Raw genomic sequence first — 23,663 nt, 5'->3', positions numbered from 1 at the left:
GTCCGGGGCTCGGGAGGGTGACCCCTCCCGGGCCCCGTACGCCGTTTCCGGGGGTCTCATGACCAACTCACCACCGGCCGTCGAGCTGCGCGGCATCACGAAGCGCTTTCCCGGCGTGGTCGCCAACTCCGACGTCAACCTGACCGTGGCGTCCGGCGAGGTCCACGCCATCTGCGGCGAGAACGGGGCGGGCAAGTCCACCCTGATGAAGATCCTCTACGGCATGCAGCCGCCGGACGAGGGCACGATCACGATCAACGGCGAGCAGATCCGGCTGCGCAACCCGCAGGACGCGATCCGCGCCGGGATCGGCATGGTGCACCAGCACTTCATGCTCGCCGACAACCTGACCGTGCGGGAGAACGTCCTGCTCGGTGCCGAGAAACTCAACGGCATCGGCCGCGCCGCCCGCGTGCAGCTGGCCGAGCTGGAGAAGCAGGTCGGCCTGTCCGCGCCGCTGGACGCGCTGGTCGAGACGCTCGGTGTCGCCGACCGGCAGCGCGTCGAGATCATGAAGGTGCTCTACCGCGGCGCGCGGATCGTCATCCTCGACGAGCCGACCGCGGTGCTGGTGCCGCAGGAGGTCGACGCGCTGTTCGAGACGGTGCGCGGCATGCAGTCGCAGGGCTTCACCTTCATCTTCATCTCGCACAAGCTGGACGAGGTGCGCGCGATCGCCGACTCGGTCACCGTGATCCGGCGGGGCACCACGGTCGGCACGGCCGACCCGAAGAAGATCTCCTCGCGGGAGCTGGCCGAGATGATGGTCGGCTCGGAGCTGCCGAGCCCGGAGACCCGCGAGTCCACCGTCACCGATCGCGATGTGCTGCGGGTTTCGGGCCTGCGGCTGGTCGCCGAAGGTCCCGATGACACCGCCCGTGCGATCCTCTCCGACATCACCTTCACCGTGCACGCCGGTGAGGTGCTGGGCATCGCCGGTGTCGAGGGCAACGGTCAGACCGAGCTGGTCGAAACGATCATGGGCATGCGCAAGGCGGGCGGCGGTTCGATCGAGCTGGTCGGCCCCGACGGCACCGCGCGTGCCCTGACCGGTCTGGGCACGCTCGCCCGGCGCGAGGCAGGCATCGGGTACGTACCCGAGGACCGCACCCGGCACGGGCTGCTGCTGACGCAACCGTTGTGGGCCAACCGGATTCTCGGCCACCAGACCCGGCGCCCGGTCGCGAAGGGCCAGCTGCTCGACATCGCGGGCGCCCGCAAGGACACCGAACGGATCGTCTCCGACTACGACGTCCGGACACCCGGCATCGAGGTGCCCGCGGCGGCGCTGTCCGGCGGGAACCAGCAAAAGCTGGTCGTCGGCCGCGAACTGTCCGGCGAACCCGCGCTGCTGATCGCCTCGCACCCCACCCGCGGTGTCGACGTCGGCGCGCAGGCGCTGATCTGGGAACAGATCCGCCAGGCCAGGCACAACGGCCTCGCGGTGCTGCTGATCTCCGCCGACCTCGACGAGCTGATCGGCCTGTCCGACACCATCCGCGTCATGCTGCGCGGACGTCTCGTGAGCGAAGCCGACCCCGCCACCGTCACGCCGACGGAACTGGGCTCGGCCATGACCGGAGCGGAGGAAGCCGCGTGACCTCCTGGCGCACCAAGGTGCTGCCGCCCCTGCTGGCGATCGTGTTCTCGGTGCTGATCTGCTCGATCGCGCTGCTGATCTCCGGATCCGATCCGCTGCAGGCCTACGGCACCATGATCGGCCAGCTCTTCAAGGGCACGACCGCCGTGGACACGGTGAACCTGTCGGTCGTCTACTACCTGTCCGGGCTCGCGGTCGCCATCGGCTTCCAGATGAACCTGTTCAACATCGGTGTCGAGGGCCAGTACCGCTTCGCCGGTGTGGTGGCCGCGATCGTCGGCGGGGCGTTCGCGCTGCCGCCGGTGATCCACGTCGTGTTCATCATCGTGGTGGCCGCGCTCGCCGGCGCGCTCTACGCGGCGGTGCCCGCGATCCTCAAGGTGACCCGCGGGGTCAGCGAGGTCATCTCGACGATCATGCTCAACGCGGTCGTCGGCGGCATCGTGGCGTTCCTGATCAACCCCGACCAGTTCGGGGTGCTGACCGGGAACAACCTCAAGACCGAGGAGATCGCGCCGTCCGGGCGGGTGCCGAACATCCCGATCGGCGGCGGCGAGATGTTCGGGTTCGTGATCATCGCCGCGGTCATCGGGTTCGCGTACTGGTTCATGCTCAACCGGACCCGCTTCGGGTTCGAGCTGCGGGCCAGCGGCGAGTCGACCACGGCGGCCGCCGCGGGCGGCGTCAACGCGAAGAAGATGACACTGATCGCGATGCTGCTCTCCGGCGCGGTGGCCGGACTGGTCGCCATCCCGGAGCTGGTCGGCCGCGACTACACCTACGCCATCACCTCCACCCAGGGCTACGGCTTCACCGGCATCGCGGTCGCGCTGCTGGGCCGCAACCACCCCGGCGGGATCGCGCTCGGCGCGCTGCTGTGGGCGTTCCTGGACAAGTCGGCGGTGTCACTGGAACAGGTCGACGTGCCGAAGGAGATCGCGACGATCATGCAGGGCGCCATCGTGCTGTCGGTCGTCGTGGCCTACGAAATCGTGAAGCGGGCCGACCTGGCCGCCGCGCAGCGCCGCGTCGGGCGCGCGTTGTCCGGGGGCCGTCCCGGCTCGGTCAGTGAAGGGGGAGCGGTATGAGTCTCGCGACGGAGACGACGGCGCTGACGGTGCCGCCGACGCCGCGCAAGCGCCGGATCCCCGGCTGGGCACGCGGGATCGTCTGGGCGGTCGGGATCGTCGCGGTGCTGTCCACCGCGTCGTACTTCACCGGGGTCAACACGCTGACCTCGACGAACACCGCGCAGACCGCGCTGCGGCTGGCGTTGCCGATCCTGCTGTGCGCGCTCGGCGGTCTGTGGTCGGAGCGCGGCGGTGTGGTCAACATCGGGCTCGAGGGCATGATGATCCTCGGCACCTGGGGTGCGGCGTGGGGCGCCTACTACGGCGGCCCGTGGGCGGGCCTTGGCGCGGCGATCGTGTTCGGTGCGCTGGGCGGTCTGCTGCACGCGATCGCGACGGTCACGTTCGGCGTCAACCACATCGTGTCCGGTGTGGCGATCAACCTGCTCGGGCTCGGTATCGCGAAGTACCTGGCGACGCTGATCTTCGAACCGCTGTCCGGCAATCCGCGGCAGTCGCCGACGGTGCCGACGTTCGACACCTACTCGGCGACGTTCCTGTCGGACTGGCTCACCGATCTGGAAGACCAGCAGCGGGTGTTCATCTCGGACGCGGCCGGCCTGCTCAACGGGCTGGTCACCGGAGTGGCGCCGCTGACGATGATCGCGATCCTGCTGGTGCCGGTGAGCTACCTGGTGCTGTGGCGGACGCGGCTCGGGCTGCGGCTGCGGTCGTGCGGCGAGAACCCGGTGGCGGCCGAGTCGCTGGGGATCAACGTGTACGCGCACAAGTACCTGGGCGTGCTGATCTCCGGCGGGCTGGCCGGCATGGGTGGTGCCTCGCTGGTGCTGCTGCAGGGCGGCGGCGGCTACCTGGAGAACCAGACCAACGGCCGCGGGTACATCGGTCTGGCCGCGATGATCTTCGGCAACTGGCGGCCGGGCGGACTGCTCGGCGGTGCGGCGCTGTTCGGGTACGCGGACGGTCTGCAGCTCTCCGGCGGTGGCACGGCGGTGCTCGCGCTGCTGTACGGCGTGGTGCTGCTGCTGTTCGTGATCGTCGTGGTGCAGCTGATCCGGCGGCAGTGGATCGCGGCGGCGCTCGGTGTCGTCGGGGCCGGGATCCTGTACTGGATCTACTGGTCCAACGATTCGCTGCCGAGCGAGCTGACCCCGTACACCGCGCACGTGGTGACGTTGATCGTGCTCGCGGTGGCCTCGCAACGATTGCGACCGCCCAAGGCCGGCGGCATGCGATATCGCCGCGGCGAGGGGGATTGATGAGCGGGATCGACTGGGAGGCGCTGCGTGCCCGGGCCGTGCTGGCGGCGAAGAGCGCGTACGCGCCCTACTCGGGGCTGCACGTCGGCGTCGCGGGGCTGGTGGACGACGGCCGGGTCGTGACCGGGTGCAACGTGGAAAACGCCTCCTACGGCGTCGGGTTGTGCGCGGAATGCACGATGGCCGGGCAGCTGCGGCTCTCCGGCGGCGGCCGTCTGACGGCGGTGGCGTGCCGGTCCGGTGCCGGTGATCTGCTGATGCCGTGCGGCCGCTGCCGTCAGATCCTGTTCGAGCTGGGCGGCGGTTCGTGCCTGGTGGACACCCCGTCCGGAATCCTGCCGATGACCTCGGTGCTGCCGGACGCCTTCGGTCCCGCGGACCTGCCGTGAAAGCGTTTGCGGCGGTCGACGTCATCCGCGCGAAGCGGGACGGAGGTGTGCTCAGCGACGAGCAGATCCGGTGGGTCATCGACGCCTACACGCGCGGTGACGTGGCGGAGGAGCAGATGTCCGCGCTGGCGATGGCGGTATTCCTGCGCGGAATGGACGCCCGCGAGACGGCCACCTGGACCGGCGCGATGATCGACTCCGGTTCGCGGTTGTCCTTGCGCGTGGACCGGCCGACGGTGGACAAGCACTCGACCGGCGGGGTCGGTGACAAAATCACCCTGCCGCTGGCCCCGCTGGTCGCCACCTGCGGCGCGGCCGTGCCCCAGCTGTCGGGGCGCGGCCTCGGCCACACCGGCGGGACGCTCGACAAGCTGGAATCGATCCCGGGCTGGCGGGCCGCGCTGTCGGTCGACGAGATCACCGCGCAGTTGAATTCGGTCGGCGCGGTGATCTGCGCCGCGACCTCGGGGTTGGCGCCGGCGGACCGGAAGCTGTACGCGCTGCGGGACGTGACGGGCACGGTCGAGTCGGTGCCGTTGATCGCCAGCTCGATCATGAGCAAGAAGATCGCGGAAGGAGCGTCGGGTCTCGTCCTGGACGTGAAAACGGGCTCCGGGGCGTTCATGAAGTCACCTGAGCAGGCGCTGGAGCTGGCGCGGACGCTCGTTTCGATCGGATCCGCGCACGAGGTGGCGACGACGGCGCTGTTGACCGACATGTCGACACCGCTGGGTGCCGCGGTCGGCAACGCGGTGGAGGTCGCGGAGGCCGTCGAGGTCCTGCAGGGCGGCGGTCCGGCGGACGTGGTCGAGCTGACGGTGGCCCTGGCGCGGGAGATGCTGGCACTGGCCGGGTTGTCGGCGGACCCGGCCGCGGTGCTGGCTTCCGGCGAGGCATACGAGACGTGGTGCCGGATGATCGCGGCGCAGGGCGGCGATCCTTCGGCGGCTCTGCCACGCCCTGCTCACGTCCACGTGGTGGAAGCCGGGTCGTCCGGGTACCTGTCCCGTTTGGACGCTTACGCCGTGGGTGTCGCCGCTTGGCGACTGGGTGCTGGGCGGGCTCGGCGGGAGGATCCGGTGCAGCACGCGGCTGGCGTTCGGTGTCTGGTCAAGCCGGGAGAGCCGGTCGTCCAGGGGCAGCCACTGCTGGAGCTGCACACGGACACGGCGGACGCGGTCGGCGGGGCGTTGGAAGCCCTGACCGGGGCCGTCGAGGTCGCGGACTCGGCGCCGTCCAGCGGAACCCTGGTGCTGAGGCGCGTGAGCGACGCGCAGTAAAAACGAGCTGGCCCGTCGCCTTCGGCTGCCGCCTCCGCGCGGCGAGGGTGACCGCTGGGCGCGTGGGCGGCCGTTAGGTGGTTGCGTTGGGTCCGGGCACGTCTTTGGTTCGGCTCGCGTTGCCGGGTGGCGGTCCCGGAAGGGCCAACACGCTGCCGCGAGCGGCCAACACGCCAGCGGGAGCGGCCAACACGGCTCGGCGCGGCGTGTTTGCCGCTCCGAGCGGCGTGTTTGCCGTTGCGGGCGCCGTGTTTGCTGTTGCGGGCGCCGTGTTGGCCGTGGCGGGGGGTGTGGCTCAGGTTGAGGGGGCGTGGCTCAGGTCGACCACGCAGAAGATGTTGCCCTCGGGGTCGGCCAGTACGACGAAGTCGGGGTTTGCCGGGTAGCTGTCCCACGCCACCCGGTGCGCGCCGAGGGCCACCAGGCGCTCCACCTCGGCCTCCTGCTCCTCCCGCGAGTCCACGAACAGGTCCAGGTGCGTGCGGGGATGCGACTGCACGGGAGTCTCGCTCCGCATGAGCGCCAGCACTCGTCGATCGCCGTCGTTCAGGGTGCGCCAGGTGTCGCTCGCCCACTCGCCGGTCGGGGTCAGGTTCAGTGCGGCTGTCCAGAAGGTCGTCGCGCGCTCCACGTCGTCGACGCCGATCACCGGGAATCCGAGCCTCAGCATGGGAAGCAGCCTAGAGACGCGAGAAGCCCCGGGCACGGCAAGCGTGCCCGGGGCTCCGGCCGGAAAAACTCAGGCGTCCGAGTCGTCGCCGTCGGACTTGGGCTTCACGTCGGCGTTCTTCGGTGCCCGGCCGTTGCGGGCGCGGCGCGGCTGGCGCTGCGCGGGCGGCGGCGGGGCGATCTGCGGCACGGACGGGCCACCGCCGAGCATCAGCTCCGCGAACGTGGCCATCGCCTCGTCGAGCTGGCCGCCGATGCGCCGCTCCGACTCCTCGTTGCTGCGGCGCACCACCGAACTCACCGAATCGGTGTCGGGCTGGCTGGACAGCGTGCTCTCCACCCGGGAGAACCCGCTCTTCACCGAACCACCCAGATCGCCGAACTGCGCGGCCACACCCTCGTCGACCTTGTCGATCCGGTTGCCCAGGTCGTCCAGGCGCCCGCTGATCTGCTCCAGCCGCGAAGACAGCGCTTCCAGCCGCTCGGTCGGATCCAGCATCTCGCCGGTCTCGTCGATCGCCCCGCGCAGCGACTGCGTGGCCGCCTCGACGCGCTCGCGGTTGTGGGTCTCGGCCTCGTCGACCCGGCCACGCAGATCGGTCAGGCCGCTCTCGACCCGGTCACGCAGCTCGCCGACACCGTTGTCCACCCGCTCACGCAGCTCGCCCAGACCGGAGTCGACGCGGTCGCGCAGGATGGACTCCGCCATCTCGATGCGCTCCTTCACCGGGCCGTGCACCGCCTGCGGCAGCGCGTCCAGCTTGGCGTCCTGCTTGTCCAGGTGCCCGTTCAGGTCGTCGAGGCGGCGGTGGATGTTCTCCAGCTTGTCCTCGAGCCCGTCCATCCGGCCGGCCACGCCCTCGAAGCGGGCGGCGACACCGTCCAGACGACCGTCGAGCTGCGCGAAGGGCTTCGCCAGCTTGTCGACGATGCTCTCCACCGCACGCGCGAGGTCCGCCAGCGCGTTGTCCTGCGACTCCAGCCGCGTCATCGCCTCGTCGAGACGCTCGGCGAGAACGCCGACCTCGGTGCGGTCGGGCAGCTCGGACAGGCGCTTGCGCACCGCGCCCAGCGAGTCGACCGGGGCAAGCCGCGCGTAGATGTCGTCGAGCGCGTCGAAGATCTGCTGCTGCTCGCTCTCGCGGACTTCGGCCGCACGCACCAGCATGTTGCGCATCCGGTCGAAGGACGGAGCTCCAATGTGGTTATCAGTGGTCACTTCGGTGTCCTTCGTCGGCGGGGAAAGAGGGACGTGGGCGAAGCTTAACCATTGCGGAATTGCTGTCGGTATCGCCCCCGTAAAGGAGCCCGCCCCAACTGGCCGAATGCGGTTGGGCCGAGTGGCGGTCTGAGCCTTGAGTGGAGCCTGAGAGTTGCCACCGCGCGTCCATGTAGGTGACCGTCCGCGGAGTACCGTCAGAGCATGCCTGACACCTCTGCCGCCGCGCCCCTGACCATGGAAAACATCCGCCGGGCGCCCAAGGTCCTGCTCCACGATCACCTCGACGGAGGACTCCGTCCGGGGACCGTGATCGAACTCGCCGACGCCCTCGGATACCGCGATCTGCCCACCACGGACGTCGCCGAGCTGAGCCAGTGGTTCCGCGACGCGGCCGACTCCGGCTCGCTGGAGTCCTACCTGGAGACCTTCGCCCACACCTGCGGGGTCATGCAGACCGAGGAAGCCCTGGTCAGGGTTGCCGCGGAGTGCGTCGAGGACCTCGCGGCGGACGGTGTCGCCTACGCCGAGGTGCGGTACGCGCCGGAGCTGTTCGTCGAGCGCGGGCTCTCCCTGGACGCGGTCGTCGAAGCCGTCCAGGCGGGGTTTGCGGAGGGTGAGCGTCGCGCCGCCCAGCAGGGGAAAGTCATCCGAATGGGTACTTTGCTGTGTGCGATGCGTCAGCACGCCCGGGCGCAGGAGATCGCCGAGGTCGCGGTGCGTTACCGCGACTCGGGTGTCGCGGGGTTCGACATCGCCGGACCGGAAGCGGGATTCCCGCCCACCCGTAACCTCGACGCATTCGAGTATTTGCGGACGAACAATGCGCATTTCACCATTCACGCCGGTGAGGCGTTCGGGCTCGCTTCCATTTGGGAGGCGATTCAGCATTGCGGCGCCGAACGGCTCGGGCACGGTGTCCGGATCGTGGACGACATCAAGCGCGATCCGGACGGCACCGTCCATCTCGGCCGGCTCGCCGGCTACGTCCGGGACCGCCGCATCCCGCTGGAGATCTGCCCGTCCTCCAACGTCCAGACGGGGGCTGCCGCGTCGATCGCCGACCATCCGATCGGGTTACTGGCGGGCTTGCGCTTCCGGGTGACCGTCAACACCGACAACCGGCTCATGAGCGGCTGCTCGATGTCGAGCGAGTTCGCGGCGCTCGCGGACGCCTTCGGCTACGGCTGGGCCGACTTCCAGTGGTTCACGATCAACGCGATGAAGTCGGCGTTCCTCGATTTCGATCAACGGCTCGACATCATCGACAGGGTGATCAAACCGGGGTACGCCCCGCTGATCTGAAACGACCTTGTGATCGTTAGCCATGCCAAGTAAAGTCCAGGATGTAAGAACTCGTTCTCATATCTTGGGATGGTGGCGATGGGTGGCGGCGTGGCACTGGACACGAGGAGTAGGCGCCGGTGGGGCATCCTCGCGCTCGGCCTCGCCGCGCAGACCGCCAGCTGCACGTTCCTCTACGGCATCCCGTTCCTGGTGCCGGAGATGCGGTCGGGCGGCCTGACGCTGGCCCAGGCGGGCACGATCGTCGCCGCGCCCAGCATCGGCCTGCTGTTCACGCTGATCGCGTGGGGTGCGGCGGCCGACCGCTTCGGCGAGCGGGTCGTGATGGCGCTCGGGCTGGGTTCGTCGTCGGTGCTGTTGCTGGTCACCGGGCTCGTCCAGCCGTCGACCGGCCCGCTGTTCGCGTTGTTCCTGCTCGCCGGGGCGCTGACGGCGTCGGTGAACGCGGCCAGCGGCCGGGCGGTGATGGGCTGGTTCGGGCCCGCGGAGCGCGGCACGGCGATGGGCATCCGGCAGACCGCGCAGCCGCTCGGCGTCGGGGTCGCCGCGCTGGCCCTGCCGCCGCTGGCGCAGCACTGGGGTTTCCACGCCGCGGTGCTGTTCCCCGCGGTCTTCGGGATGGTCGTCGCCGTGCTGGTGGCGTGGCTGGTGATCGACCCGCCGCGGCCCGCGAAGCAGGCGGGCGCGCCCAAGCCGGCCTCGCCGTACCGGACGCCGACGCTGTGGCGGCTGCACGGTGCCAGCGCGTTGCTGGTGGTCCCGCAGTTCGCGGTGTCGGCGTTCGCGCCGGTGTACCTGGTGTCGTCGCACGGGTGGAGCGCGCTGGCGGCGGGCTGGTTCCTGGCCGCGGTCCAGGTGCTGGGCGCGACCGGGCGACTGGTGTCCGGGTGGTGGTCGGACCGGGTGGGCAGCAGGCTCCGCCCGATGCGGCAGCTGGCGGTGGCCAGCGCGGCCGTCATGCTGCTGGTCGCCGCGGGCGACGCGAGCTGGACGTGGGTGGTGCTGCTGGCGCTGGCGCTGGCGGCGGTGATCACGGTGGCCGACAACGGGCTCGGTTTCACCGCGTCGGCGGAGCTGGCCGGGATCGACTGGGCCGGGCGCGCGATGGGCGCGCAGAACACGGCGCAGAACGTCGCGTCGTCGCTCACGCCGCCGTTGCTGGGGCTGGTGATCGGCGATTCGCGGTACGCGCTGGCCTTCTGCGTGGCGGCGGTGTTCCCGGTGCTGGCGATCGGCCTCACGCCCGTCCGAGCCGAGAGCCGCTGACGCGAACGAAAAAGCGCGCCGCGGCCCTCGACGGGACCGCGGCGCGCTCGTGGGGACTCAGTGGGTCCGCAACCGGTTCTCGAACGCCTCCACCAGCTTGCGCCACTCGCTCTGCTCGGTGTCGAACGGGGCGCTCGGCGCCAGACGGCCGGGGTCCGGCTTGAGCACGAACGACACCAGCCAGCCGAGGCTCTCCGAAGTGGACAGTGCGGTGGCCACCGTGTCGTCGCCGGCCCAGTCCGCCGCGTCGGTGATCAGTTCGACCGCCAGGTCCAGCTGCGTCGGGTCGATCGCGTCCGGGCCCTCGGCCAGGTCCTCGTCCAGGCCGGTGAGCACGTAGGTGTTCTCGGTGTCGACCTCGATCTCCAGCTCGCCCGCGGTCGCCTTCGACAGGACCTCGTCCCAAGTGGACACTTCGGCCAGGTCGGAGTCGGCGAAGGCCCCGGCGTCGGCCAGTGCCCGCGCGAGGGCTTTCTCCGACTTGAACACGTCGATCTTGCCGTCGCTGCCGAGGAAGACCGGCTCGTCGTCGAGGTAGCAGCGCAGCGTGTAGTGCTCGCGGTCGGCGGTGATGATCTTGATCGGGTCGATGCCGACCTCACCCCAGAACCCGACCGGGACGTCCTCTTCCTCGTCGTCCTCATCGGTGTCCGCGCCCTCGACCGGGTCGAGGTCGTCGTCCTTCTCGGACTCGACCTCCGCCTCGGCGGACTCCTCCAGGAACGTGGCCAGCTCCTCGGCGGTCTGGTCGAGCACCGCGGCGTCCACACCGGGCACCGTCACCAGGCCGTCGATCGCGTCCAGCACGGTGTCCCACTTCTCCGACACCGCCTCGGACAGGTCGTTCCACAGCCGCTCGCCCTCGCGGCCGGTGAACGGCAGGCGGCCCTGCTCCAGCAGCGAGAAGCCCTCGGTGGCGTCCAGTACCTCGTGGACCTCCTCCAGCTCGCAGACGTCGGCCAGCGAGCGCACGATGCCGACGATCTCGGCCAGCTCGCTGATCGTCCACGAATCCGGGTCCTCGGCCACCAGCTCGGGCACGCCGACCAGGTCGTAGGAGTGGTCGTCGTCCGGGATCAGCTCCGGCACGTTCAGCGCCGGAACCGCGTTCCACGCCGGGTGGTCGATCAGGTCGTGCTGCTCGGCGGTCCGGACGAACGCGGCCAGGTGCGCGGCGTCGGGGAAGGCGTACAGATCTTCCTCGTCGCCGAGGAACGCCTCCCACTCCTCACCGTCCTCCCGCCAGCGCGGGGCCCAGAGGGTCACCAGGTCCCCCTGCGGCAGCCCGAGTTCGATCGGGACGATGTCCTGTGCCATGCCAGCCCTCCGGATTACACCTGTGTGCGGGAAGCCTACGGCTTGACGGGACCGCCCGCGATGGGCCCCATCTGCTCTCCGGCCGCGGGTGGCACGATGGTACCCACAATGACCCTCACAGAACTCCTGCCTGCGGAATCCGACCCCGACGCGCTGTTCGAGACGTTTTCGGCCTGGACGGCCGAACGCGGGCTCGAGCTGTACCCGGCGCAGGAAGAGGCGCTGATCGAGGTCGTCTCCGGCGCGAACGTGATCTTGTCCACCCCGACGGGCTCGGGGAAGAGCCTGGTGGCCGTCGGTGCGCATTTCACCGCGATGTCACAGGGGAAGCGGTCCTACTACACCGCGCCGATCAAGGCGCTGGTCTCGGAGAAGTTCTTCCAGCTCATCGAAATCTTCGGTGCCGACAACGTCGGGATGATGACCGGCGACTCCGCGGTCAACCCGGACGCGCCGATCATCTGCTGTACGGCGGAAATCCTGGCGAACATCGCGTTGCGGTTCGGTGCCGACGCCCCCGTCGGCCAGGTCGTGGCGGACGAGTTCCACTTCTACAGCGAGCCGGATCGCGGCTGGGCGTGGCAGGTGCCGCTGCTGGAGCTGACGGGCGCACAGTTCGTGCTGATGTCGGCTACGCTCGGTGACGTCACGTTCTTCGAGAAGGACCTGACCCGCCGAACCGGCCGGGCCACCGCGGTCGTCACCTCCGCACAGCGCCCGGTCCCGCTGACCTACCGGTACGCGCTGACGCCGCTGCACGAGACGATGACGGAGCTGCTGCACGGCGGACAGGCCCCGGTGTACGTCGTGCACTTCTCGCAGGCGGCGGCCATCGAACGGGCGCAGGCGCTGATGAGCATCAACGTCACCACACGCGCCGAGAAGGACGCGCTCGCCGAGGCGATCGGCGACTTCCGGTTCTCCGCCGGCTTCGGCAAGACCCTGTCGCGGCTGGTGCGGCACGGCATCGGCGTGCACCACGCGGGCATGCTGCCCAAGTACCGCCGTCTGGTCGAACAGCTCGCGCAGGCCGGTCTGCTCAAGGTGATCTGCGGGACCGACACGCTCGGCGTCGGCATCAACGTGCCCATCCGCACGGTGGTGTTCTCGGCGCTGACCAAGTACGACGGGGTGCGCCAGCGGCACCTGAAGGCACGCGAGTTCCACCAGATCGCCGGCCGCGCGGGCCGCGCCGGGTACGACACCGACGGGTACGTCGTCGTGCAGGCGCCGGACCACGTCATCGAGAACGCCAAGGCGCTGCAGAAGGCGGGCGACGACCCGAAGAAGAAGCGCAAGATCGTCCGCAAGAACGCGCCCGAGGGATTCGTCAACTGGACCGAGAGCACGTTCGAGCGGCTGATCTCCTCGGCGCCCGAGCCGCTGACGTCCAGCTTCACGGTCAGCCACGCGATGCTGCTCAACGTGATCTCCAGGCCGGGCAACGCGTTCGACCACATGCGGCACCTGCTGGAGGACAACCATGAGGACCGGCCGGCGCAGCGCAGGCACATCCGCCGTGCCATCGCGATCTACCGCGCGCTGGTGGCCGCGGGAGTGGTCGAGCGGCTGTCCGAACCGGACTCCACGGGCCGGATCGTGCGGCTGACCATGGACCTGCAGCTGGACTTCGCGCTCAACCAGCCGCTGTCGCCGTTCGCGCTGGCTGCGATCGAGCTGCTGGACACGGAGTCGCCGACGTACGCGCTCGACGTGGTCTCGGTGATCGAGTCCACTGTGGAGAACCCGCGGCCGGTGCTGTCGCAGCAGCAGTTCAAGGCGCGCGGCGAAGCGGTCGCGGCGTTGAAGGCGGAGGGTGTCGAGTACGAGGAGCGGATGGCGCTGCTCGACGATGTCACCTACCCCAAGCCGCTGGAGGAGTTGCTGGAGGCGGCGTACTCGACCTACCGGCAGGGGCACCCGTGGGTCGACGACTACGAGCTGAAACCGAAGTCGGTCGTGCGGGACATGTACGAGCGTGCGATGAACTTCGTCGAGTACGTGAACTTCTATTCGCTGGCCCGGTCGGAAGGCTTGGTGCTGCGCTACCTGGCCGATACGTATGACGCGCTGCGGCGGACGGTGCCCGACGAGGCGAAGACCGAGCCGCTGGAGGACCTCATCGCGTGGCTCGGCGAGATGGTGCGCCAGGTCGATTCGAGCCTGCTGGACGAGTGGGAGGCGCTGCGGCATCCGGGGGAGGAGCCGGTTGTCACGCAGACGTTGCCGGAGAAGCCGCCGCCGGTGACGGGCAACGAGCGGGCGTTCCGGGTGCTGGTGCGCAACCAGATGTTCCGGCGGGTCGAGCTGGCCGCGCGGCGCGCGTACGCGGAGCTGGGCGAGCTGGACTCGGCGGCCGGCTGGAACGACATCGAGTGGGAAGCAGCGCTGGAGGGCTACTTCGAGCAGCACGGCACGCTGGGGATCGACGCGGACGCGCGCGGCCCGGCGATGCTGATGATCGAGAAGGAACCGGACGTGTGGCGCGTGCGGCAGATCTTCGACGACCCGGCGGGCGATCACGACTGGGGCATCAGCGCCGAGGTGGATCTCGCGGCTTCCGACGAGGCGGGCACGGCGGTGTTGCGGGTGACGGCGGTCGACCAGCTCTGACGCCCGGGGCCCGAGCGGGTGTGGATGGCCCCCCGCCGCGGCGTCCCGGGGGTGTGGACCCCGCGGCGGGGAGCGACGGTCAACGCCGGTGTCGGGGCCCGGCGTCGACCGGGCCTGGGTCCGGTGTCGTGGTTTCGGGGTAGCGGGGCAGGCCGGCGAAGGTCGGGCCGCCGCTGCCGCCCTGCTGCTGCGGTACCACCGGTCGCTGCGGCGGTGGGTCCTGGTCGGTCTGCGGGTACGCGTCCTGGCCGTGCCGGTACTGGACCGGTGTCGGGGTGGTGGGCGCGGTGTCCATCGGCGAGTCGACCCGCGGCCCCACCTGGTGCGCGGCTGGCGGGATTTCGCCATGGGTGCGGTAGGACGTCGCCGTCCGCGGCGGGTTCAGCTCGCCCTGCACGGGCTGGGCCGGAGCGGGCACCTCGGCGTAGGCGCCGTAGGGCATGGCCGGTGCGCGTGGTGCCGACTGGGGCGCCGCGGCGGACCCGCTGTGTTCGGGGTAGGGCGTGGCCTCCTCGGCGGGCATGCGCTGGGCCGGGTCGGCCGAGGCGGCGGTGTAGTCGGGGAACGGTACCGCGTCGGCGGGGGCGAGGGGCGCGTCCACCTCGGCCTGCGGCGCCGGAGGAGCCATCTCGGTGTAGCTGGCGTACGGCCTGATCTGCTCGGCTTGCGCCTGCGGCATGGCGGGCCGGGACCCGGGCTCGGGCATCGGCTCGCGGGGCATCGCGGGCCGGTTCGGAGCATGCGGAATCGCCGCGTCGGCTCGCGGCATGGCTGGCTGGTCGATCAGCGGCGGGCGCTCCACCTGCGGGTTCCGGTCGGTCTGGGCGCCGGGCAGAATGTCCATCGGCGAGCCGGCGCGTGGCGCCGGCGGTGCCTGATGGCGTCCGCGGCTCATCTCGTCCTCGCCGCCGTAGCCGGCCAGCGGATTCTTCGCGTTCCGCTTCGGGCCGCGCCGGGCCAGGCCCAGCAGGCCGAAGAGCCCGAGCAGGCCCAGCAGTCCCCACAGTCCCTGCGGCAGGTCGCTCATCTGCTCCTGCGCGATCGCGGGCTGGTTCCCGGACGGCGCGGCGTGCGCCACGGCCGGTCCGAACGGCAGGAGGACGCACAGCGCGGCGGTCATCCCGAGGCGGGCCCTGTCAGACATCTCGGCTCACTCCCCTGGTTGTGGTGATGCCACGATGTACCCGGGACGGCGGGGTCCAGACCGGACGCCGACCTACCGGGTGACCCGCACCACCTGCGAGAGTGACATCACTCGCGGCCCCGGGACGGTCGGTGGCCGCGTGTAATCTGCGGTCATGGGGCTTCGCGCGCGTGTGGTTTCCTGGGTGGGACGGCGCTACCTGGCGAGAGCGCAGAAGAAGGGCTTCGACCTGTCGGTCCTGCCTGATTCCGCGCTGATGCCGTTGCGCCGCGACGGGCTGGATCCGGTGCCGGAGCTGGGCGCGAGCCGGGACGAGGCGCCGGTGAGCAAGCTGCCGTTGCCGTTCGGCATCACCGCGTGGCTGGTCACCGGGTACGGCGAGGCGAAGGAAGTGCTCGCCGCCACCGACAAGTTCAGCAACGACTACACGAACCTGGTCGGCAAGGCGGGGCTGTCCGCCGAGCAGAACCCGGGCGGTCTGGGGTTCGCCGACCCGCCGGACCACACGCGGCTGCGCAAGATGCTCACGCCGGAGTTCACGATGCGGCGGCTGAGCCGGCTCACGCCGCGGATCGACGAGATCATCGCCGACCAGCTCGACGCGATGGAGAAGGCCGACGGGCCGGTCGATTTGATGCAGTCGTTCGCGTTGCCGATCCCGTCGCTGACGATCTGCGAGCTGCTCGGTGTGTCCTACGAGGACAGGGACGACTTCCAGCGGCTGAGTACGGTCCGGTTCGACCTGTTCGCCGGGGCGGGCGCGTCGTTCGGCGCGATCTCCGAGTCGCTGTCCTACCTGCTGGAGATCGTCAAGAAGCAGCGCGAGTCGCCCGGTGACGGGCTGCTCGGCATGCTGGTCAAGGAGCACGGTGACCGCATCTCCGATCAGGAGCTGGCCGGTCTCGCCGACGGTGTGCTGACCGGTGGCCTGGAGACGACGGCGAGCATGCTGGCTCTCGGGGCGATCGTGCTGCTGCGCGACCGCGAGACGTTCGAGCTGGTGCGCGCCTCCGACGAGGCGGCGCACAACTTCGTCGAAGAGCTGCTGCGGTACCTCACCGTGGTGCAGGTGGCGTTCCCGCGGTTCGCGCGCGAGGACGTCACGGTCGGCGGACAGCAGATCGCCAAGGGCGACATCGTGTTCGTGTCGCTGAGCGGAGCCAACCGCGACGCCGACCTGGGCGCCGACATGGAAACCTTCGACGCCACCCGCCCGGCGACGCAGCACCTGGCCTTCGGCTGGGGCGCGCACCGGTGCATCGGAGCGGAACTGGCGCGCATGGAACTGCGCGCCGCGTACCCGGCACTGGTGCGGCGCTTCCCGGACCTGCGCCTGGACATCGAGCCGGAGCAGCTGAGCTACCGCCAGACGTCGATCGTCTACGGGGTGGACACGCTGCCGGTGCGGGTCAGGTAAGTTTGTCGAGCACCACGCGGAGGGCCTTGATCAGCTCGCCGAGCTGCTCGTTCGCGGTGGTGTGGAGAACGGCGAGGTCGATCGACCAGTAGCCGTGGACGATGCGGTTCCGCAGAGCGGCAGGGCGACGCCAGGGCACTTCGGGATGTTGGCCTCGCCGAGGACCGTGAAGTTCCCCAGCAGCGCGTCCCGCCGCTGCCGGTCGTTTTCGAGGCGCTCCATGTCCGCGCCGGCCGCGAGGAGCTGCGCTTGCTCGGCGGCATCGGTCATCTCCGCGATCAGCAGGTGATCACGCCGCAGAGAGGGGCCCGCTCGACGGTCCGCCATCGCCACGCCCGGTGGAACCGAAGATCAGCAATTCGGCGATCCCGTACCGGGCGCGGATCTCCGTAACCGAGCAGGCCGACGGTCAGGTGCCGCGGAGCTGCAGTGCGCGTTCGGCCGCCGGAGTGTCCGTGATCAGCGTCGACACCAGGCCCGAGCGCAGCACGGCGTCGATGGCCTCGGCCTTGGGGGCCGTGTAGCCGAGGGCGATCACCTCCGGTACGCGCAGCAGTTCCGCCGTGTCGATGGCCAGCACGTGGTGGGCGAGGCCCGTCGACAGCGGCCTGCCGTCGGCGTCGAACAGGCGGGCCGCGACCTCCGCCTTCGCGCCGCGCGCGCTGATCGCCTCGCGTTCGGCCGGGGAGACCGCGTCGTAGACCGTCGACTCGCCCGGGAGCCACGCGCCGATGCTCACCACGGCCTTCGTTAGCCGCGGGAACTGCGCGAACGTCTCGGCGATGCCCGGCTGCCGCCGCAGGATCTCGGTGGTCCGCCGGTCCGGCAGCACCAGCGGGCCGAAGATCGGGAACGCGTCACCACCGGACACCTCCGCCACCCGCCGCACCGTCTCCACCGACCGGTCCCGCATGTCCATGCCCGCCTGCACCCCGCACAGCTGCACGATCGGGCACTTCGGCAGCCGCCGCACCGACACCGCCATCGCGTTCACCGACCGCGCCCACGACAGGCCCAGCACGTCGTCCTCGGTGACCGTCTCCGCCAGCAACTGGGCCGCGAACGCGCCGACCTGCTGCCGCACCTGCGGCCGCTGTCCGGCACTGGCCGCTCGGTTGAGCACGAACGCCTGCCGAAGGCCGTACGCCGACCGCAGCTCGTCGGACAGTCGCACATCGACCGGCGCTGGCGGCGCGAACTCGACCCGCACCAGGCCCCGCGCGAGCGCCGCGTCGATCATCCGCGCCACCTTGAACCTGCTGATCCCGAAGTCCGCGGCGATCTCGATCTTGGACTGGCCCAGCACGTAGAACCGGTACGCGACCAGCGTCGCGGTGAGGCCGTTCAGCACGCCAGACTCGCTCATCTGAGCATGATAGCGCGCGAACCGTTGACGCAAGCCCCGGCAAAAGCCTCTAATTCACAACCGAGCATAGGACCACAGAGTCGTGATGCGCTCAGCTGAGCGCAGGGAGAGGTGACACGGCATGCGCGCCGCCATCGTCGATCAACCGGGTTCCATCAGGGTCGGCGAGGTGCCCGATCCGGCACCGGGGGAGCGCGACGTCGTGATCAAGGTCGGGGCCACCGGCATCTGCGGCACCGACCTGCACATCGCCGACGGCCACTTCCCGCCGACGCCGTACCCGATCGTCCCCGGTCACGAGTTCGCGGGCGAGATCGTCGAACTCGGCGGGAACGTCCCCGGCGGCTGGAAGGTCGGCGACCGCGTGGCCGTCGACCCCTCGCTGTTCTGCGGCTACTGCGACCCGTGCCGCGCCGGGCACGGCAACCTGTGTGAGAACTGGGGCGCCACCGGCGACACCGTCGACGGCGCCTTCGCCGAATACGTGAGCGTTCCCGCGAGCACCTGCTACCGCCTGCCCGACCACCTGTCCTGGCAGGAGGGCGCGCTGGTCGAGCCGGTGTCCTGCGCGGTGCACGGCGTGCGCCGCGTCGGGGTCGAGGCGGGCGAGCACTTCCTCGTCGTCGGCGCCGGGACCATGGGCCTGATCATGCAGATGCTCCTGCAGCGGGCCGGTGCCCGCGTCACGGTCGTCGACCGCAACGCGTCCCGCCTGCCGCGGGCCAAGGACCTCGGCGCGCACGCCGTCGCCGCCGACGTGTCCGAACTGGACGGCGAGCGGTTCGACGCGGCGGCCGACTGCACCGGTGCGGCCCCGGCGATCGAGGCCGCCTTCGATTCGCTGCGCCGCGGCGGGCGTCTGCTCGTCTTCGGCGTCGCCCCGGCGGAGGCACGTGTCGCGCTTTCGCCGTTCCGGATCTACAACGACGAGATCACGGTGGTGGGTTCGATGGCTGTTCTGCACTCCTACGGTGCCGCGCTGGACCTCGTGGCGTCCGGCGCGGTCGACACGAACGCCCTGCTGACCGACGCGTTGCCGCTGGAACGCTTCCTCGACGCGCTGGAACTGATGCGCAGTGGCGCGGGGTTGAAGGTCCAGGTGTTGCCGGGGGCCCCGAATGCGTAAACGCCTGGCACTCCTCGCGGTCGCCGCGCTGCTGACCCTCACCGGCTGCGCGGGCGCCGGCGCGCTCGGCGCCGGCGGCAACACACTCGTCATCGCCATCGTGGCGAACCCGCAGATGAACGACGCCATCTCGTTGTCGCACGAGTTCGAGGCGGCGAACCCGGGCATCAAGCTCAAGTTCGTGTCGCTGCCGGAGAACCAGGCGCGCGCGAAGATCACCGCGTCGACCGCCACCCAGGGCGGCGAGTTCGACGCGGTGATGGTCAGCAACTACGAGACCCCGCAGTGGGCGGCCAACGGCTGGCTGGAGAACCTGCAGCCCTACATCGACTCCAGTCCCGGCTACGACCCGGACGATTTCATCCCGAGCATCCGCGACTCGCTGTCCTACGAGGGCTCGATGTACGCGGTGCCGTTCTACGGCGAGTCGTCGTTCCTGGCCTACCGCAAGGACCTGTTCGAGCAGGCCGGGCTGACCATGCCGGACCATCCGACGTGGCAGCAGATCGCCGACTTCGCCGCGAAGCTGGACGACAAGGCCGCCGGGGTATCCGGCATCTGCCTGCGCGGCAAACCCGGCTGGGGCGAGAGCCTGGCCCCGTTCAGCACGGTCGCCAACACCTTCGGCGCGCAGTGGTTCGACCAGGACTGGAACGCGAAGCTGGACTCGCCGGAGTTCCGCGAGGCCGCGAACTTCTACGTGAACCTGGTTCGCGATTACGGCGAGGTCGGCGCCTCCAGCGCCGGGTTCTCCGAATGCGGCACGCGCTATGGGCAGGGCCAGGCCGCGATGTGGTACGACGCGACGGTCATGGCCGGGACGAACGAGGACCCGGAGTCCAGCAAGATCGTCGGCAAGTCCGGGTACGTCGCCGCGCCGGTGAACAAGACCGAGGCCAGCGGCTGGCTCTACACCTGGTCGCTGGCGATCCCGAAGGTCGCGAAGAACAAGCAGGACTCGTGGAAGTTCCTGCAGTGGATGACGAACAAGGAGTTCGTGCAGACCGTGGGCAAGACCTACGGCTGGAACCGTGTCCCGCCGGGGTGCCGGTTGTCCACTTACCGGATCCCCGAGTACGCGGACGCCGCGAAGGCCTACGCGCAGCCGACGCTGGACGGGATCGACGCGGCCGACCAGCGCAACGTGATGACGAAGCCGGTGCCCTACCCCGGCATCCAGTTCGTGGGCATTCCCGAGTTCCAGGACCTGGGCACCCGGGTCAGCCAGGAGCTCTCGGCCGCGATAGCCGGTCAGATCACCGTCGACGAGGCCATCGCCCAGTCACAGGAGTACGCGCAGACCGTCGGCGATTCCTACCGGGAGACGAAATGACCGCTGTGGCGCCCACTGTGGACAGTGGACAGAAGGTCGAAGCGAAACCGGAGAAGCGCAAGGGAACCGGGGCCTGGGCACGCCGGGCGCCCCTGCTGCCCGCGCTGTTGTTCACCATCGTGGTGACCCAGATCCCGTTCATCCTCACGGTGGTCTACTCGTTCCAGTCGTGGAACCTGGTGCGGCCGGGTTCGCAGCACTTCGTCGGCTTCGGCAACTACGTCGACGTGTTCGCCGACTCCCAGTTCCGCGGCGCGATGCTCAACACCGTGGTACTGACGGTGGTGTGCGTGCTCGTCGCGCTGCTGCTCGGGCTCGGCCTGGCGCTGCTGCTGGACCGCAAGTTCCTCGGCCGCGGCGTCGTGCGGACGCTGCTGATCACGCCGTTCCTCATCCTGCCCGCGGCGGGCGCGCTGCTGTGGAAGACGACGATGTTCGACCCGACCTACGGGCTGCTGAACTTCGTCTTCGGCGGGGAGACCGACTGGCTGTCGGAGTTCCCGCTCGGCTCGGTGATGGCGCAGGTCGTGTGGCAGTGGACGCCGTTCATGATGCTGCTGATCCTGGCCGGTCTGCAGAGTCAGCCGAAGGACGTGCTGGAGGCCGCGCAGGTCGACGGCGCGGGCCGGTGGCGGACGTTCGCGTCGATCACGCTGCCGCACCTGTCCCGGTACCTGCAGCTGTCGGTGCTGCTGGGCGCGATCTACATCGTGAACAGCTTCGACGCGATCTTCCTGATGACGCAGGGCGGTCCGGGCACCGCGAGCACCAACCTGCCGTACTACATCTACCAGCGGGCCTTCCAGGGCTTCGACATCGGCCAGTCGTCGGCGATGGGCGTGATCGTGGTGATCCTGACGCTGATCGTGGCGACCTTCGCGCTGCGGCTGATGTTCCGCGCCTTCGACGTCAGCAAGGGGGTCGTGAAGTGAGCACCGTACGCAGGCGGCTCGGTCCCGCCTCACTGACCACGGCGACGTGGGTGATCGCGATCCTGTTCGTGTTCCCGCTGATCTGGATGGTGATCACGGCCTTCAAACAGGAGGCCGACGCCTACACCGATCCGCCGCGGATCGCGTTCACCCCGACGCTGGACCAGTTCGCCAGCATCTTCGAGCGCGGTTTCCTGCCCTACCTGGGCAACTCGGCGTTCGTGACGGTCCTGTCCACGCTGATCGTGCTGGCACTGGGCGTGCCGGCGGCGTACGCGCTGTCGCTCGCCCCGGTGCCCAAGACGAGCAACGTGCTCGGGTTCTTCCTGTCCACGAAGATGCTGCCGATCGTGGCCGCGATCATCCCGCTGTACGTCATCTCGCAGCGCACGCAGCTGCTGGACAACGTGTGGGCGCTGGTCATCCTCTACACGGCGATGAACCTGCCGCTGGCGATCTGGATGATGCGCTCGTTCTTCCTCGAAGTGCCGACCGAGATGATCGAGGCCGGGCGCGTCGACGGGGCGAGCCTCCCGACACTGCTGTACCGGGTGATCCTGCCCGTGGTCGCGCCCGGCATCGCGGCGACCGCGTTGATCTGCGTCATCTTCTCGTGGACCGAGTTCTTCTACGCGGTCAACCTGACGGCGGCGCGGGCCGGCACCGTGCCGGTGTTCCTCGTCGGCTTCATCACCAGTGAGGGCCTGTACTGGGCGCAGCTGTCCGCGGCCGCGCTGCTGGCCTCGCTGCCGGTGATGATCGTCGGCTGGATCGCGCAGAACCACCTGGTCCGCGGCCTGTCGATGGGCGCGGTGAAGTAGGCATCCGGCGTTGCCCACTGTGGCGTTGGGGGCGCCGGGCGCTCCCGACGCCACAGTGGTGGTGTCAGTCCTCCGAGGTCGACAGCGCCTGGGCCGGGCAGAGTTTCACTGCCTCACGGGCGCTTTCGGCGTGTCCGCCCTCGACGTTCTCCTCCAGGAGGACGACGGTGCCGTCGTCGTCCTGGTCGAACACCTCGGGCTCGGTCAGCACGCACTGACCGGCGCCGATGCAGGTGTCGGTGTCCGCGACGATGCGCATGGTTCCTCCTACCAGGTCACCGGGAACTCGTGGATACCGTAGATGCTCGCGTCGTCCTTGAACGGCAGGGAGTCCATCGGCACGGCGGACCGCAGGCCGGGGATCCGCCGGAACAGCGTGTCGAACACGATCTGCAGCTCCATCCGCGCCAGGTTCTGGCCGAGGCACTGGTGCGCGCCGAAGCCGAAGGCGAGGTGGTGGCGCGCGCCGCGCTCGATGTCCAGCTCGTCGGGGTGCTCGAACACTTCGGGGTCGCGGTTGGCGGTGTTGCTCAGCGCCACGACGCCTTCGCCCGCCTTGATCGTCACGCCGCCGATTTCGACGTCCTCGACGGCGACTCGTGAGGTCGCGAACTCGGCGATGGTGAAGTAGCGCAGCATCTCCTCGACCGCGAGCAGCGTCTTCGACGGGTCGTCGGTGATCGTCCGGATGTTCTCCGGGTGTTCCAGGAACGTCATGACGCCCAGCGAAATCATGTTCGCCGTGGTCTCGTGACCGGCGATGAGCAGCAGGAACGCGAGGCTGACCAGCTCCTCGCGGTCCTCCTGCTTCGCGAGCTGGCGGCTGAGCAGGTCTTCGGCCGGGGCCTTCTCCTTCTCCGCGATCAGGTCACGCAGGTAGTTCCGCAGCGCCTCGACGGCGTCCTGGCGTTCCTCCGGCGAGGCCGTGCGGCTCAGCAGCGTCGACGAGTTGGCCTGGAAGAACTCGTGGTCGCTGTAGGGAACGCCGAGCTGCTCGCAGATGACCAGCGACGGCACCGGCAGGGAGAGCGCTTTCACCAGGTCGGCCGGGCGCGGGCCGGCGAGCATCGCGTCGATGTGCTCGTCGACGATCTCCTGGATGCGGGGTTGCAGCGCGGCCATCCGCTTCACCGTGAACTCGCCGACCACCATGCGGCGGGCCGGTCCGTGCTCCGGCGGGTCCATGCCGATCAGGGACGCGCGGAAGGGGGTGTCGAGCCGCTGTCCCTTGATGAGCAGCGGGAACCCGGGGTTGCGCCGGTCGGAGCTGAACCGCGGGTCGGTGAGCATCTTGCGGATGTCCTCGTGGCGGCTCAGGGCCCACGCGGTCGTGCCGCTGGGCAGCGTCACCCGGGAGACGGGCGAGTCTTCCTGCAGTTTGCGGTGTTCTTCCGGCGGCGCGTACGGGCAGCCGCGTGTGATGGGCAGTGTGGCGGGAAGCTGAGCAGTCACGGGTCCACCCCATTCCGGACAAATGTGGAAGGATGTCTTCCACTTATGGCCCAAGGTAGTGATG

The 23,663-nt window shown here is 69.8% G+C and carries 21 protein-coding genes; 13 read left to right on the top strand and 8 right to left on the bottom strand.

Going from position 1 to position 23,663, the window contains the following annotated elements; all coding sequences use genetic code 11:
• The first annotated feature begins 58 nt into the window (after positions 1 to 58).
• From HNR02_RS04915 to HNR02_RS04895, 5 genes are read left to right on the top strand one after another with little or no spacing between them, the layout of a single operon-like run.
• Complete coding sequence (locus tag HNR02_RS04915) at positions 59 to 1,600, top strand: ABC transporter ATP-binding protein (protein ID WP_179772020.1); 1,542 nt, start codon at positions 59 to 61, stop codon at positions 1,598 to 1,600.
• A complete protein-coding gene (locus HNR02_RS04910) occupies positions 1,597 to 2,688 on the top strand; it encodes an ABC transporter permease (RefSeq protein ID WP_179772019.1) in 1,092 nt (363 codons plus the stop codon). Before HNR02_RS04915 ends, HNR02_RS04910 begins: the two co-directional genes overlap by 4 nt.
• Positions 2,685 to 3,950, top strand: coding sequence for an ABC transporter permease (locus HNR02_RS04905; protein ID WP_179772018.1), 1,266 nt, complete (start codon positions 2,685 to 2,687; stop codon positions 3,948 to 3,950). Before HNR02_RS04910 ends, HNR02_RS04905 begins: the two co-directional genes overlap by 4 nt.
• Positions 3,950 to 4,339, top strand: a complete 390-nt coding sequence (locus HNR02_RS04900) for a cytidine deaminase (protein ID WP_179772017.1) — start codon at positions 3,950 to 3,952, stop codon at positions 4,337 to 4,339. The genes HNR02_RS04905 and HNR02_RS04900 overlap by 1 nt, the downstream gene beginning before the upstream one ends.
• Entirely contained in the window at positions 4,336 to 5,619 is a 1,284-nt protein-coding gene (locus tag HNR02_RS04895) for a thymidine phosphorylase (RefSeq protein ID WP_179772016.1), read from the top strand. The genes HNR02_RS04900 and HNR02_RS04895 overlap by 4 nt, the downstream gene beginning before the upstream one ends.
• A gap of 295 nt (positions 5,620 to 5,914) precedes the next feature.
• Here the strand turns inward: HNR02_RS04895 and HNR02_RS04890 are convergent, their stop codons facing one another.
• Both HNR02_RS04890 and HNR02_RS04885 read right to left on the bottom strand, forming a co-directional pair.
• On the bottom strand, positions 5,915 to 6,289 hold the full coding sequence (locus HNR02_RS04890; protein WP_179772015.1) for a VOC family protein: 375 nt from the start codon (positions 6,287 to 6,289) through the stop codon (positions 5,915 to 5,917).
• Positions 6,290 to 6,358: 69 nt separating this feature from the next.
• A complete protein-coding gene (locus HNR02_RS04885) occupies positions 6,359 to 7,507 on the bottom strand; it encodes a coiled-coil domain-containing protein (RefSeq protein ID WP_179772014.1) in 1,149 nt (382 codons plus the stop codon).
• 204 nt (positions 7,508 to 7,711) lie between these two features.
• Here HNR02_RS04885 and HNR02_RS04880 point away from each other — a divergent pair, with 204 nt between their 5' ends.
• On the top strand, positions 7,712 to 8,812 hold the full coding sequence (locus HNR02_RS04880) for an adenosine deaminase (RefSeq protein WP_179772013.1): 1,101 nt from the start codon (positions 7,712 to 7,714) through the stop codon (positions 8,810 to 8,812).
• 69 nt (positions 8,813 to 8,881) lie between these two features.
• On the top strand, positions 8,882 to 10,078 hold the full coding sequence (locus tag HNR02_RS04875; RefSeq protein ID WP_179772012.1) for an MFS transporter: 1,197 nt from the start codon (positions 8,882 to 8,884) through the stop codon (positions 10,076 to 10,078).
• A gap of 57 nt (positions 10,079 to 10,135) precedes the next feature.
• Here the strand turns inward: HNR02_RS04875 and HNR02_RS04870 are convergent, their stop codons facing one another.
• The gene (locus HNR02_RS04870; RefSeq protein WP_179772011.1) at positions 10,136 to 11,395 is read right to left on the bottom strand and encodes a SatS C-terminal domain-containing protein; all 1,260 of its coding nucleotides are present in this window, start codon (positions 11,393 to 11,395) and stop codon (positions 10,136 to 10,138) included.
• Positions 11,396 to 11,503: 108 nt separating this feature from the next.
• Here HNR02_RS04870 and HNR02_RS04865 point away from each other — a divergent pair, with 108 nt between their 5' ends.
• Positions 11,504 to 14,008, top strand: a complete 2,505-nt coding sequence (locus HNR02_RS04865) for a DEAD/DEAH box helicase (RefSeq protein WP_179772010.1) — start codon at positions 11,504 to 11,506, stop codon at positions 14,006 to 14,008.
• Positions 14,009 to 14,087: 79 nt separating this feature from the next.
• Here the strand turns inward: HNR02_RS04865 and HNR02_RS04860 are convergent, their stop codons facing one another.
• Complete coding sequence (locus tag HNR02_RS04860) at positions 14,088 to 15,152, bottom strand: hypothetical protein (RefSeq protein WP_179772009.1); 1,065 nt, start codon at positions 15,150 to 15,152, stop codon at positions 14,088 to 14,090.
• A gap of 154 nt (positions 15,153 to 15,306) precedes the next feature.
• Here HNR02_RS04860 and HNR02_RS04855 point away from each other — a divergent pair, with 154 nt between their 5' ends.
• Positions 15,307 to 16,569 (top strand): cytochrome P450, encoded by a 1,263-nt coding sequence (locus HNR02_RS04855; RefSeq protein ID WP_179772008.1) that lies wholly within the window; start codon positions 15,307 to 15,309, stop codon positions 16,567 to 16,569.
• Here the strand turns inward: HNR02_RS04855 and HNR02_RS36730 are convergent.
• The gene (locus HNR02_RS36730) at positions 16,562 to 16,708 is read right to left on the bottom strand and encodes a HepT-like ribonuclease domain-containing protein (RefSeq protein ID WP_218902664.1); all 147 of its coding nucleotides are present in this window, start codon (positions 16,706 to 16,708) and stop codon (positions 16,562 to 16,564) included. The genes HNR02_RS04855 and HNR02_RS36730 overlap by 8 nt on opposite strands.
• A gap of 270 nt (positions 16,709 to 16,978) precedes the next feature.
• Positions 16,979 to 17,935, bottom strand: coding sequence for a sugar-binding transcriptional regulator (locus tag HNR02_RS04845; RefSeq protein WP_179772007.1), 957 nt, complete (start codon positions 17,933 to 17,935; stop codon positions 16,979 to 16,981).
• A gap of 121 nt (positions 17,936 to 18,056) precedes the next feature.
• On the opposite strand from HNR02_RS04845, the gene HNR02_RS04840 reads away from it, so the two are divergent.
• Genes HNR02_RS04840 through HNR02_RS04825 form a run of 4 tightly spaced genes read left to right on the top strand, consistent with a single transcriptional unit; the run spans position 18,057 to position 22,147 of the window.
• A complete protein-coding gene (locus tag HNR02_RS04840; RefSeq protein ID WP_179772006.1) occupies positions 18,057 to 19,061 on the top strand; it encodes a zinc-dependent alcohol dehydrogenase family protein in 1,005 nt (334 codons plus the stop codon).
• Positions 19,054 to 20,394 (top strand): ABC transporter substrate-binding protein, encoded by a 1,341-nt coding sequence (locus HNR02_RS04835; protein ID WP_179772005.1) that lies wholly within the window; start codon positions 19,054 to 19,056, stop codon positions 20,392 to 20,394. The genes HNR02_RS04840 and HNR02_RS04835 overlap by 8 nt, the downstream gene beginning before the upstream one ends.
• On the top strand, positions 20,391 to 21,326 hold the full coding sequence (locus HNR02_RS04830; RefSeq protein ID WP_179772004.1) for a carbohydrate ABC transporter permease: 936 nt from the start codon (positions 20,391 to 20,393) through the stop codon (positions 21,324 to 21,326). Before HNR02_RS04835 ends, HNR02_RS04830 begins: the two co-directional genes overlap by 4 nt.
• Entirely contained in the window at positions 21,323 to 22,147 is an 825-nt protein-coding gene (locus HNR02_RS04825; RefSeq protein ID WP_179772003.1) for a carbohydrate ABC transporter permease, read from the top strand. The genes HNR02_RS04830 and HNR02_RS04825 overlap by 4 nt, the downstream gene beginning before the upstream one ends.
• Before the next feature lie 64 nt (positions 22,148 to 22,211).
• Here the strand turns inward: HNR02_RS04825 and HNR02_RS04820 are convergent, their stop codons facing one another.
• A complete protein-coding gene (locus tag HNR02_RS04820; protein WP_179772002.1) occupies positions 22,212 to 22,406 on the bottom strand; it encodes a ferredoxin in 195 nt (64 codons plus the stop codon).
• Between the two features lie 8 nt (positions 22,407 to 22,414).
• On the bottom strand, positions 22,415 to 23,599 hold the full coding sequence (locus HNR02_RS04815) for a cytochrome P450 (RefSeq protein WP_179772001.1): 1,185 nt from the start codon (positions 23,597 to 23,599) through the stop codon (positions 22,415 to 22,417).
• Positions 23,600 to 23,663 lie beyond the last annotated feature (64 nt).

The organism is Amycolatopsis endophytica (genome assembly GCF_013410405.1).
GTDB lineage: Bacteria > Actinomycetota > Actinomycetes > Mycobacteriales > Pseudonocardiaceae > Amycolatopsis_E > Amycolatopsis_E endophytica.
Note: the sequence above shows the minus strand (reverse complement) of the source record. Positions and strands in the feature narration are given on the sequence as shown.